The sequence below is a fragment of the Aequorivita nionensis genome, assembly GCF_046352995.1.
In the GTDB taxonomy this organism is placed as follows: domain Bacteria; phylum Bacteroidota; class Bacteroidia; order Flavobacteriales; family Flavobacteriaceae; genus Aequorivita; species Aequorivita nionensis.
The window spans coordinates 2,515,053-2,527,387 of record NZ_CP130281.1; the positions used below are offsets into that span (position 1 = coordinate 2,515,053).

Here is a 12,335-nt window from a genome sequence, read left to right on the forward strand (position 1 = left end):
TTATTAAGTGCCAATAAAATCAAATATTCAGCCACTTTTAAGTCCGAAAAATTATGAATTAATTTTTTTATTTGTTGAAAATTAAAATAAATTTATTGTTTATCAATAAATATTTATCTAATTTCGCAATGTAATTTTAAATCAGTCTTACATGAAAACAAATATTATTATGAAAGTTATGAATGTTATATTTTGGATAGTATTCATTGGTTTGTGCATAAAAACTGGAGCTTTGTTAGTCTCTCTTTTTGTGACCCTTTTTATAAATTCAAATGGTGCGGAAGATACTTATATGGGGCTGGACCTATTGGATGTTTACAGTTTCAGCGTGGAATATTACATTGGCGTGGCCAGCTTTTTAATTGCTATAACAGCAATGAAGGCTTACCTTGCCTATCTCGTGATAAAACTTTTTATAAAATTTGATTTAAATTATCCCTTTAATGAAAAAACAGCTTCGCTAATTACACAAATGAGCCATTATGCCCTGAGCATTGGCGTGGTGGCCATAATTGCCGAAAATTATGCAAACCGTATAATGCGGCAGGGGCTTACCCTGCAAATAGACTGGGGTGCTGAACAATTCCTGTTTTTTGCGGGTATTATTTACATTATAGCGTTGGTCTTTAAAAAAGGCGTGGAAATTCAAAACGAAAATGAACTAACAATTTAATTATGCCAATAGTCGTAAACTTGGACGTGATGATGGCCAAGCGAAAAATGTCATTGAATGAACTTTCAGAAAAAGTAGGGTTGACCCTTTCAAACCTTTCCATTCTGAAAACTGGTAAGGCAAAAGCAGTGCGCTTTAGCACGCTGGAAGCCATTTGCGAGGTTTTGGAATGTCAGCCAGGTGATATTTTGGAGTTTGTTGAGTAAGTTTTATCCAAAAATTATTTCTCCTAAAACGAAATACTACAATTGAGACATCCATTTTTACAATTCGGTTTGTTTTTTTCTGAAATGATACCACCAAATTTCACCTTTGACCTGAAATTAAAAATCAACCAATCCATGAAAATTTCTACAATTACTTTTCTAGCAATCCTTTTACCCTCTTATTTTTTTGGTCAAACCACGGTTTCAGGGATAGTTACAGATAATAACGGGACCCCAATATTTGGTGCCAATGTTTATCTTGAAGGAACTTATGATGGTAGCACTTCCGAAGATAACGGAATGTTTTCTTTTGATACTTCTGAAACAGGCACCCAAACATTGACCATTTCATACGTTTCTTTTGAACCATTCAAGCTTACCGATGATGTTTCAAAAATGAAAAACTTAAAGATTACTCTTCGCGAAGATGTAAATTCCTTGGAAACCGTAACCATTTCCGCAGGTTCGTTTTCTGCGGGCGATAACAGTAAGATTTCAGTTTTAAAACCTTTGGATATTGTTACAACAGCAAGTGCTTTGGGTGATTTTGTTGGCGCTTTGCAAACACTTCCCGGAACAACAACTGTCGCGGAAGACGGCCGCCTTTTTGTTCGGGGCGGCGATGCTGGCGAAACGCAGATTTTTATTGATGGTATCCGCGTTTTTACACCTTACAGCCCAACAACCAATAATGTTCCCACGCGCGGGCGTTACAGTCCGTTTCTTTTTGACGGCATTACTTTTTCCACGGGCGGGTATTCCGCAGAATACGGGCAGGCACTTTCCTCGGTTTTGCTTTTGAATACTATTGACGAGCCCACACAGGAAAAGACGGATATTGGCATTATGAGCGTGGGCGGTGCGTTGGGACACACCGAAAAATGGGAAAAAAGTTCATTGAGCTTAAATGCTTCCTATATAAATTTGGCGCCATACATAGCGATTCTTCCCGATAGAAATGATTGGCAAAAACCTTTTGAAACAGCTTCAGGCGAAGCCGTTTTCCGTCAGAAAATAGGGGATGGGCTACTGAAAATTTACGGTGCTTTTGACACTTCCGATTTTGAACTTACGCAGGAAGACATCAACCAACCCGAAGGAACACGTTTTAAATTAAACAACAAAAACTTTTATACAAATGCGAGTTTCAGTGAAATGCTTGAGAATGATTGGACCCTATTTGCTGGAGGAAGTTATACTTACGGAAATACAAAAGTTGGCATTGATGAGGCCGATATAAAAGATGTTGAAAATTCGGCACATTTTAAATTGAAGCTGAACAAACGCTTTAGCAACCGATTTAAACTGAATTTTGGAGCGGAACAGTTTGTAACCGATTTCAACGAAAATTATAATGAACCAAATTTTGCCGCAAAGCTTGGCTTCAACAATAATATTTCAGCTGCCTTTACGGAAGCAGATATTATTTTCTCTCGAAAACTGGCTTTAAAATTGGGCGTTCGCGGAGAATACAGTGAATTGTTTCAAGAGTTTACAATTTCACCGAGAGCTTCTTTTGCTTACAAAACCGGAAAAAGTAGTCAACTATCATTGGCTTATGGAGATTTTTTTCAACAGCCAGAAAACGAGATTTTGAAATTCACCGATAAAGTTGAAGCGCAACACACGCAACATTATATAATGAATTATCAATATTCGGCCAATAACCGTATTTTTAGAGCGGAAGTTTTCAGAAAACAGTACAGTAATCTGGTAAGTTATAATGACGAATTTCCTGATGTAAACACCTCCTTTTCCAACAATGGAGACGGTTACGCGCAAGGTTTGGATCTATTTTGGCGCGATAATGAAACCCTAAAAAATATAGATTATTGGGTAAGTTATTCCTATTTGGATACGGAGCGCAAATACCGAAATTATCCAATTGAAGCCACTCCTTCCTTTGCGAACACACACAATCTTTCATTGGTTGCAAAATACTGGATCAACGATTGGAAAAGCCAGATTGGGTTTAGTTATCAATTTGCCAGTGGCAGGCCTTATACAGATTTGAACAAGCCTGGTTTTCTTCAGGAAAAAACAAAAAGCTACAATAGTTTAAGTTTGAATTGGGCCTATTTAATTTCACAACAAAAAATACTGTATGTTTCCGTAAATAATGCGCTGGCCACAAAAAATATAAATGGCTATCAATACGCAAATGCTCCCGACGCCAATGGAAATTTTGCGCGAAGAGCACTGCGCCCGGCGGCAGACCAGTTCTTTTTTGTTGGCTTTTTCTGGACCATTAGCGATGATGGAAAGGACAATCAGTTGGATAATCTTTAAGGTTACATTTCAGCAGTAAAATTCAACAGTTCGGTTTTTTCAATTTTAATAGGAAAACATTTTAAAGGAAATTTGAATATCAATTAATACTAACTAAAAATAGAAGTCATGCAAAATGTATTCACTTATTTAATAATTTTTTTCACAGCCATCGTGATGCAGGCCCAAACTGAAAACACGGTAAATGCAGATGCGGCACCTACAAAATACCAACAAGGCATGCGGAAAGCATTCCAATTGTGGCAGGAAGACAAATCCTGGGATGCCGCAAATGTGTTTGAGCGCATCGCTTCAGCAGAACCGGACAATTGGCTTCCGCTTTATTACGTGGCCCAAATTAACGTAATCAATAGTTTTACGGAAAAAGACGGAACCAAGTTGAAGGCGCAATTGGATAAAGCGCAGGATTTTATAAACCAAGCAACCACCCTTTCAAAAGACAACCCAGATTTATTGGTTTTGCAGGCGCAATTATATACGGCCTGGATTGTTTTTGACGGCCAACAATATGGAATGACCTATTCCGCGAAAGCTTCTGAACTTTACAACAAAGCGTTGGCATTGGCGCCCAACAATCCGCGGATTATTTTGGCCAAAGCCGAATGGGATATGGGTGGCGCCAAATATTTTGGACAGTCCGTGGAGCCTTACTGCAAAGACATTCAACGCGCCATAGATCTTTTCGCTACCTTTAAACCAGCGGGTGAATTTTACCCAACCTACGGCGAAGAACGGGCAAAGCAGATACAGGCAGAAAGCTGTAAATAAAATATAAATTTTAGGAATGAAGTTTTTTTTAAAAGAATTCGGCAAGGCATTTTTTATAGGTTTTCTCATCTATTTGGTTTTGATGGCCATCACCTATATTTCATTAGGCAGTTTGGGAACGCCACATGAAATGCTTGTGAATTTTGGTTACAATCAGCTTTATTCCGTAGTACTTTATTTGGTGAACGTGCCGTTGTTTCGGTATTTCATTAAAACCCATAGAGGTGAATTTTTCAAATTAAAAAATCTGCTGAAGAGCTTCTTTGGGGCCATTCTTTCAACTTTAGTGGGGCTTTTTGTGCTTCAGGTTTTTTTAAATGTAATCATTGAAGGAGAGGATTTTTTAAAGTTCCTTTCCGAGCAGAAAATTGATTATTACTACGTTGCCTTCATTATTGCAATGGTGGTGAGTATAATTTTTTACTTTGTTTACTATTACAAGTTCAAACAGGAAAATAAGGTAACCGAGCAGAAAATAATCGCGGGCACGGCATCGGCAAAGTTTGATGCGTTAAAAAACCAACTGGATCCACATTTTCTCTTCAACAGTTTAAACGTGTTGACCAGTTTGATTGAAGAAAACCCCGAAGCCGCAACGCGTTTCACTACTTCGCTTTCAAAGGTGTATCGGTATGTTTTGGAACAGAAAAGCAAGGAGCTGGTTACGTTGGAGGAAGAATTGAAATTTGCGGAACTCTATATGTCACTTTTGGCCGTTCGTTTTGAGGACAGTATCGTTTTTACAACACCTTCAAAATTGGAAAACCCACAAGCAAAGGTGGTTCCGTTATCGCTTCAGCTTTTGTTGGAAAACGCAGTGAAGCACAATCAGGTTATGCCTTCCAAAAAACTTCACATAACTATTTCCGAGGAAAATGGCAATTTGGTTGTGGCCAACAACAGTCAGCCAAAGCAGGTTTTAAAGGAAAGCACGGGTGTTGGCTTGCGAAATATCCGCGACCGATATGCGCTTTTAACGAAACGCCCGGTACTTATTAACGAAACCCAAAAAGAGTTCCGAATTGCAATTCCCGTTTTGGGAGAAAACATTCAAATTATGAATACAACGGATACATTTATTTCAGAAAAAAGATACAAACTCGCCAAAAAACGGGTGGAAAAACTAAAGGTGTTTTATATACATTTTGCTATTTATTGTATTTGTGTGCCCGTATTTATTTACCTTAATTTTCTTTCGCGAGCGGGATTTCCGTGGGCGCTTTTCCCCATTGTGGGCTGGGGCATTGGCGTTACGAGCCATGCTTCGGAAACATTTAATTACAATCCTTTCTTCGGAAAAAATTGGGAGGAACGTAAAATTAGGGAATTGATGGATAAAGAGGATTAACAGTTCATCCCTCAAAAATTACGGTTCGGAAGTTTCAATTTTATATTCGGCTCTGCCTTCAGTAATTTTATACTATAATTTAAAAAACAATTTTAATTATGGAACCTAACGAGAAAGACAGCAAGTATTTTAAAGCGAAAAGACGTGTTGCCGAAATAAAGAAATTCTACAGCAGCTTAATGTTTTATATCATTTTCATAAGCATGCTCGCTGCCCTTAATTATTACACCAACCAATGGGAGTATCCGTGGTTTTTATGGGCTGCTTTTGGTTGGGGTATCGGAATTTTTTTCCAAGCCATCAAAACCTTCCAATGGATGCCTTTTGTGGGCAAGGATTGGGAAGAAAGAAAAATGAAGCAATTTATGGAAGAAGAGGAAAAACACAACCAAAACCGTTGGGAATAATGGAATTTTCAGAAAGCACACAATTGAGAAAGGCCCGAAAGAGGCTGGAAGCGCTAAAAGGATTTTACAAACACTTGTTAGTTTATATTGTTGTGAACATCGCTATTTTTATTGTGAGAGGAAATGTTTTGGAGTTTTTTCAAAACCAGTCCCCCGATAAAAATTTCATAGAATGGGTAGATTGGAATATTTTGATAGTCCCTATTTTTTGGGGAATAGGTTTACTGTTTCACGCTTCAAAAGTATTTCAGTATAAATTTCCCTTTATTAAAAACTGGGAAGAAAGACAGTTAAAAAAATTTATTGAAGAAGATTAGAAAAAAAATGGAAACGAAGCGAAGTTTGGCATATTTGAGAGCAAAGAAAAAAGTGGAAACACTGAAAGGATTTTATAGCCATTTAGCAGTATTTGTTATAATCAATACAGGAATTATAGTAATAAATGCAAATGTTTTCGGAAAGGGGCCTACCAATTTTGAAGATTGGGGCAATTATTTCACCTTATTCTTCTGGGGCATCGGATTGGTCTCGCACGCTATTTATGCGTTCTTTGTACTGAAGGTGCGAAACAATTTTTTAAAACGCTGGGAAGAGAAGAAAATCAACCAATTTTTGGATGAAGAGGAATTTTAAATGCAAAATGTAAAATGTAAAAGTGAAAAGTGAAATTATTTAGTTTTGCCATCAACCATCAACCATCAACCATCAACCATCAACCATCAACTAAAAAATGAACGTACTAATCATCGAAGACGAAAAACCATCTGCCCGCTATTTGCAACGGATGCTGGAAAAACAGGATGTTGTTGTAAACCAAATGCTCCACAGTGTGGAAGAAGCAGTAAATTGGTTCCAAAACAATCCGCATCCAGATTTGATCTTTTTGGATATTCAATTGAGCGACGGACTTTCTTTTGAGATTTTTGATGCCGTTGAAGTGAACAGCGCTATTATATTCACCACCGCTTTTGACGAATACGCATTGCAGGCTTTTAAATTGAACAGTATCGATTATTTATTGAAACCAATTGATGAAGATGAATTGCATACCGCTGTTAAAAAATATAAGTCGTTAAAACCTGCGGTCCAAAACGTACAGTTCAATTTTGAGGATATTAAAAAACTACTTGTAAACCCGATGGAACGCGATTACAAAAAGCGGTTTACGACCAAAATAGGGCAGCATATAAAAATGATTTCCGTTGATGAAATTGAATGTTTTTATTCCGAAAACAAAGGCACCTACGCCCACACCGTTGATGGACGCGATTATCTGTTGGAGACCACTTTGGAACAGTTGGAACAGGAACTTTCCCCTGAAACCTTTTTTAGAATTAGCAGGAAATTTTATGTAAACATCAATTCCATAAAAGATATAATTTCCTACACAAACTCGCGCCTTCAGTTAAAGCTCAATAATTATAAGGAGCAAGAAGTGATCGTTGCCCGGGAGCGGGTAAAGGATTTTAAATTGTGGATTGAATAGTTTTTAGCCTTTCTTTTTGGCAGCTTCAATTCTATTGTCCTGAAAAGAAGAAGGCAAAAGTTTCGGAATAAATTTCACTAAAAGCGGCAAAAGGACGGTTCCGCCTGGTAGCAGAAATATGGTGAGCGATGGAATGGTTTTGCAAATATCCAATAACTGTTCTTTTACTTTAGTTTTTTCCTCAGTAGATAAATCTCGCACAGTAGATTGGCCCAAAAGAACCACCAACTCACCGCTTTCTTCCAGTTCGCGTGTCAAGCGGTCTTTGTTGCGAATAATCAAAAGTTTAACCGTTGCGGCAGACTGTTTGTAAAACTGCTTCACAGGGTTTGAATATTCAAAAAGCAGGATTTTTTCGGTATATTTTTTTGAAAACGTAGCTAAGTCTGATAAACTATTCTGAAGTTCTATTTCGGAAAGGCTTAGCGTTACTAATAATTGTTGCAAAAATTGTTGTTCAGAATAATCAAGTTTTAAATCTTCCCAAACAGTTAGACAGCAAAGATCCAGTATATATTTCTTTTCCAAAGAATCAACATCATTGTCTAAATAGTTCAGACTATCTAAAAAAGTTGCAGAACCTCCTTCACTTTCATCAATTATATATTCCGAGGAGGTCTCAAAAAGCTCAATCAGCAATTTATCGTATTTTGTTTTTTTCTTTTTGGACTTTAACGTGTAAAAACAGGCGGTTAGCACAATGGTTTCTTGCTGTCTGTAATATTTTTTTACAGAATTTGAATCTTTTTGCCAATGTTTATAAGACAACACATCCAGATAGAGAAGGGCATGGGTAAGCAGGGAAATTGTGTTTTTCTTTAAAAGCGAATTGGCGGACTGCAAGCGAGCAGACAATATATGTTCTAATGTATTTGAAGGGCTTTGCGAAAGTGAGAATTTTTGAAAGAAACCCTTTTTCCCCTTTTCAAGTTGATTATAAAACAATAAAATAGATTTGATGGCTTCTTCATAGGTGCCATTTTCATTTGTATGAAAAAACTGAAAGAGCAAGGCATGGAAGAGATTTATTTTGGAAAGCTCTTCTTTGGTAAGTTTCAAATTACCTAAAGTTTTTTTTGGCACTGCGGAAACAGAAACTCCATATATAAAACCCGTATGCTTTAATGTTTCGTAAAACTCGTGGTCATTTTTAAAGGCATCTATAAGTTCTTCTTTTTCAAAAAGATTCAAAAATTTTAAAATCCAATCAGATGCAGAAGGGTTCATTGAATTATTTATGGTTATTTTAGGGCTTTTAAATCACAGTTTTACTTGTTAACAAAATATTAACGCCTTTGCGAAAACCATGCACTTACAATTAAACGTAAGTATAGCGAACAAGTAAAAATAATTAATTAAAACCAACAAAAAAGATGAAAAAATCAAAACTTTTTGCAATAATCGGTGGACTGGGCATAGCCACACTATCGATATTTTTAATTTCTGCTGATCACATTGATGCACCGGCCGTTACAGGCACAAAAGCAGATATTACAGACTTTTACGCCTTTCAAGGCTCCAACAGCAGTAACTTTGTTTTCGTGGCCAACGTTCAAGGGCTTTTGGCACCTGGCGCACCTACAGAGCAAGCTACGTTTGACGAAACTATATTGATTGAGTTCAATATAGATTACAACAATGACCTTAAGGAAGATTTAGTGATCCAAGCTATAAAGCGTGGCGATTCTATGTATTTCTTCGGTCCTTCGGCACCAGCCTTTAGTGGTTCGGAAGGAACTAAAAGTACTATTTCCACTTCAGCGCCGAATAGTGTGAAGATTTCAACTAAAGCTGATGTACAAATAGCGGAAAAAAACGGAATGAAGTTTTTTGCGGGACCTCGGGAAGATCCTTTCTTCTTTGACTTTAATAAATATAACGAAGTTCTTGCAGGAACCGCTTCGGGTTTTGATAACCCCGGCGATGATACTTTTGCGGGCAAAAACGTTTTGAGCGTAGTTGTTGAGTTTCCAAAATCAATGCTTCCAAATGGAACTGCAGGCGTAAATCCATTTGCTGCCAACACTCCTATGTATAATGTTTGGGTGGAAACCAAAAGAAAACAATAAAAATTGCTAACTATAAAAATTATAAAAGATGAAAACATTTAAATATATAACCCTTTTCGCCGCAATAACAACATCACTATTGTTTGTGCAATGTAAAGATGAAGATGACAACGTAATTATTAATGCTACTTGTAACGATGGAATTCTGAACGGTCAGGAAACAGGCATTGACTGTGGAGGTCCAGATTGTTTACCGTGTGGCGAAGTACTCGATTTCAGCGGAACCTTTATTCAGGAAGACCAAATGGGACGTCCAGGAATCAATACCGTATTTGGAACTACAGGTTTTAAAGACGCTTTTAATGTAACCGTTCCTTCTGAAATGCAAGCCGCCTTCCAAAGCAAGTTCCAAACTAACCTTCTTACATTGAATGCAGGTTATACAACAAATGCTTTAGGGCTAAATGCAGAAGTATTTACAACAGTACTTTCAAACGATGTATTGTGGTTGGCGCAAAGTGGAATAACCACCTATTTCAACGGCACCGAAATATTGACTGGTAGAACATTGAGCGATGATGTGATAGATGTATCGTTATTATTGATCTTCGGAGGACCTGGTGGAACAGATAATCCTGGTTTAACCAGCGATGGAGTACCAGCGAATGATGTTGCATTCTCCAGCACCTTCCCTTATATGGCTGGACCATTTTAATTTAGTAAATATTAAACCAAAAAAGAGAACTGTTTGTTCTCTTTTTTGGTTTAAAAACGTTTTTAATAAAAAAACGAAACCAACACAAATTTTTTAAAAAGATGAAAAAGATAATAACAATAGCATGTATTGCTGTTCTTTTTGGGTGTCAAGAAAAGGCTCAAAAAATAACTGACAGCAAAGATTACGATCCATATTTAATTACAAACAATACCCCTTCTAAAAATGCGCTTCACGAAGAGTTTGAGTTTTGGCAGAAAGAATTTGATAACGATTCTACCAATTTGGTAGAAATGAGCCGTATGTCTGGCATACACACTGCGATGTTTGGAATTACGGGAGATATTTCAGAATTAAAAACCTCTGAAAAGCTTATTAAAAAATCACATGATGTTTCAGCACGAAATAAAGATTCCTATTTGCGAAGCTTAGCACACAATTACGTTTCGCAACACCGTTTTAAGGAAGCACAAGTATTGTTGGATAGCGCATATACCTATCCAGATAACCACAGGGAAACCGAAATGATGCTTTTTGATGTAGCTATGGAACTGGGTGAATACAATCGCGCAGATACCCTTTTAGGAAAAATTAAAGATCCAAAGGATTTCAACTATTTGATACGTCTTGCAAAATGGAGCGACCACAACGGCAATCTTGATGCGGCTATAAAATATATGGAACAGGCCAAGCAGATAGCTGAAGAACGTGACAACAGAGGTTTAAAGCTCTGGGTATATAGCAATATTGGTGATTTTTATGGCCATGCCGGAAGACTTCAGGATTCATACAATAGTTATTTAAAAACCTTGGCCATTGAACCGGATAATCATTATGTAAAAAAACAACTTGCTTGGATGGTTTATTCTTCAGAGAAAGACACCAAGGAAGCAAACCGAATTTTGGATTCCGTAATGGTAAACCACAAAGCGCCGGATTATTATCTCCTAAAAGGACAAATGGCAGAATTTGATGGAGATACTTCAGAAGCAAACAAAGAATATGAGAAGTTTATAAAAGCAACAGAAAACCCTGACTATGGTGGAATGTATAACGCTTACCTTATAGATCTTTACGCAGATCGCGAGCCTCAGGAAGCGCTTAAATTAGCTGCGAGGGAAATCACAAACCGAGCTACTCCGGAAACATATCAATTATTGGCATATGCCCAATTGAAAGCAGGCGACAAAGAAGCTGCTCTAAAAACCATAGCGGAATATGTAGAGGGCAAAACATCAGAACCAAAAGCACTTTTTCATTCAGCTTTAATTTATAAAGCAAATGGAATGGAAGACAAAGTAGCTCCACTAAAAGAAGAACTTATGGGAGCCTTTTATGAATTGGGCCCAGTAAAGGCAAAAGAAATTGAAAAATTATAAAAAATTGAAAACCAATTCTTAAACTATTACGTAAATATAGTTGAGGTTGGTTATCTATCAAGAGATTGATAGATTTTATAAAACCGGAAATATCCGGTTTTCAGAGTTTTTTTGTTAGTTGAAGCGTCCGTCAGAAATGATGGACGCTTTGTTTTTATAATGAATTCAAGAAATTTAAATGCTAGTTAATTAATATTTGGCTTCAAATAAAAAAACCTGAACGCGAGTCCAGGTTTTAAATTCTATATTATTTTTTCTTAAATAGTAATCATTCCCAAAGTATATAATTGTGAAAGGGTAGGTGTCTGGCTTCCGCCTTCAGGCTCTAAGGTTATTCCAAAAGCTTCTGGAGTTGGGAAATTTACAAACTTATAGATTCCTTCACCTGCTTTGTTTTCAGGATCTATCAAACCAACACTGGTTGGTGTTAAAGGCTCCATTTTAAGCGACCATACTTGGTAAACCTTTCCGCGGGGCGGAGTAGGTAAACCATTCACATCTATATAGGCCACGTTTTCCTTATTGTTCAAATAAACCTTTGCAAAAGCTTCAGGGGCAACTGCCTGATTTCCTGGAAGTGTATATGCTTGATAATCTTTAGACCTTAAAATTTCAAGGGTTTTATTGTTTTCAGCAAGTTGACTTTCAACTGTGGCTTTTTCTTCCTTTAAAACTGTGTTTTCAGTGGTAGTTACTTGTAGTGAATTGTTTAAATCATTGGTTTGCTTTAACATCCACATAATTCCACCCATAAATAAGATGGCAGCGGCCCAACCTGTGATTGCTGGCCAATTGAGGGTTCTTATTTTGGTGTCCCCAATATCTTTTACATTTCTAATTGAATTTAAAATATAGGTCCACGTCATTGCTTGCACGGGTGGTGCTACTGTTTCAGCTAAGTGCAATAGAGACTCTTCAATAAGTTCAATTTCTCGCTTAACTTCGGGGTGGGCAGCAATTGCTTCTTCCACTTCAGTAACTTCTTCTGGCGGTAATGCGCCACAAACGTAAAGTTCTAAATTTCCTGATGCTATTATTTCTTCTGGAGTCATATT

At 37.1% G+C, this 12,335-nt stretch carries 14 protein-coding genes; 12 read left to right on the plus strand and 2 right to left on the minus strand.

Annotated features, from left to right (window positions below; all coding sequences use genetic code 11):
* Nucleotides 1-151: 151 nt before the first annotated feature.
* From Q2U82_RS11450 to Q2U82_RS11490, 9 genes are all read left to right on the plus strand, one after another.
* Entirely contained in the window at nt 152-673 is a 522-nt protein-coding gene (locus tag Q2U82_RS11450; protein WP_410005001.1) for a DUF2975 domain-containing protein, read from the plus strand.
* A 2-nt stretch (nt 674-675) separates the two neighbouring features.
* On the plus strand, nt 676-879 hold the full coding sequence (locus Q2U82_RS11455) for a helix-turn-helix domain-containing protein (protein ID WP_202335678.1): 204 nt from the start codon (nt 676-678) through the stop codon (nt 877-879).
* Between the two features lie 135 nt (nt 880-1,014).
* Nucleotides 1,015-3,168 carry a TonB-dependent receptor gene (locus Q2U82_RS11460; RefSeq protein WP_410005002.1) on the plus strand — a complete coding sequence of 718 codons (2,154 nt, stop codon included), beginning with the start codon at nt 1,015-1,017 and terminating at the stop codon, nt 3,166-3,168.
* 108 nt (nt 3,169-3,276) lie between these two features.
* Complete coding sequence (locus tag Q2U82_RS11465) at nt 3,277-3,936, plus strand: tetratricopeptide repeat protein (RefSeq protein ID WP_410005003.1); 660 nt, start codon at nt 3,277-3,279, stop codon at nt 3,934-3,936.
* 16 nt (nt 3,937-3,952) lie between these two features.
* The gene (locus Q2U82_RS11470) at nt 3,953-5,284 is read left to right on the plus strand and encodes a 2TM domain-containing protein (protein WP_410005004.1); all 1,332 of its coding nucleotides are present in this window, start codon (nt 3,953-3,955) and stop codon (nt 5,282-5,284) included.
* Between the two features lie 98 nt (nt 5,285-5,382).
* Nucleotides 5,383-5,691, plus strand: a complete 309-nt coding sequence (locus Q2U82_RS11475; RefSeq protein WP_410005005.1) for a 2TM domain-containing protein — start codon at nt 5,383-5,385, stop codon at nt 5,689-5,691.
* Nucleotides 5,691-6,008, plus strand: coding sequence for a 2TM domain-containing protein (locus tag Q2U82_RS11480; RefSeq protein WP_410005006.1), 318 nt, complete (start codon nt 5,691-5,693; stop codon nt 6,006-6,008). Before Q2U82_RS11475 ends, Q2U82_RS11480 begins: the two co-directional genes overlap by 1 nt.
* A gap of 7 nt (nt 6,009-6,015) precedes the next feature.
* Nucleotides 6,016-6,324, plus strand: coding sequence for a 2TM domain-containing protein (locus Q2U82_RS11485; RefSeq protein WP_410005007.1), 309 nt, complete (start codon nt 6,016-6,018; stop codon nt 6,322-6,324).
* 97 nt (nt 6,325-6,421) lie between these two features.
* Nucleotides 6,422-7,177 carry a LytR/AlgR family response regulator transcription factor gene (locus tag Q2U82_RS11490; RefSeq protein WP_410005008.1) on the plus strand — a complete coding sequence of 252 codons (756 nt, stop codon included), beginning with the start codon at nt 6,422-6,424 and terminating at the stop codon, nt 7,175-7,177.
* A 3-nt stretch (nt 7,178-7,180) separates the two neighbouring features.
* On the opposite strand, the gene Q2U82_RS11495 is transcribed toward Q2U82_RS11490, so the two are convergent.
* Complete coding sequence (locus Q2U82_RS11495; protein WP_410005009.1) at nt 7,181-8,404, minus strand: LETM1-related biofilm-associated protein; 1,224 nt, start codon at nt 8,402-8,404, stop codon at nt 7,181-7,183.
* A gap of 146 nt (nt 8,405-8,550) precedes the next feature.
* On the opposite strand from Q2U82_RS11495, the gene Q2U82_RS11500 reads away from it, so the two are divergent.
* From Q2U82_RS11500 to Q2U82_RS11510, 3 genes are all read left to right on the plus strand, one after another.
* Nucleotides 8,551-9,246 carry a DUF4331 family protein gene (locus Q2U82_RS11500; RefSeq protein WP_410005010.1) on the plus strand — a complete coding sequence of 232 codons (696 nt, stop codon included), beginning with the start codon at nt 8,551-8,553 and terminating at the stop codon, nt 9,244-9,246.
* A gap of 28 nt (nt 9,247-9,274) precedes the next feature.
* Entirely contained in the window at nt 9,275-9,901 is a 627-nt protein-coding gene (locus Q2U82_RS11505; protein WP_410005011.1) for a DUF4331 family protein, read from the plus strand.
* 101 nt (nt 9,902-10,002) lie between these two features.
* Nucleotides 10,003-11,280, plus strand: coding sequence for a tetratricopeptide repeat protein (locus tag Q2U82_RS11510; protein WP_410005012.1), 1,278 nt, complete (start codon nt 10,003-10,005; stop codon nt 11,278-11,280).
* Nucleotides 11,281-11,537: 257 nt separating this feature from the next.
* Here the strand turns inward: Q2U82_RS11510 and Q2U82_RS11515 are convergent, their stop codons facing one another.
* A complete protein-coding gene (locus Q2U82_RS11515) occupies nt 11,538-12,332 on the minus strand; it encodes an anti-sigma factor domain-containing protein (RefSeq protein ID WP_410005013.1) in 795 nt (264 codons plus the stop codon).
* Between the last annotated feature and the right edge of the window lie 3 nt (nt 12,333-12,335).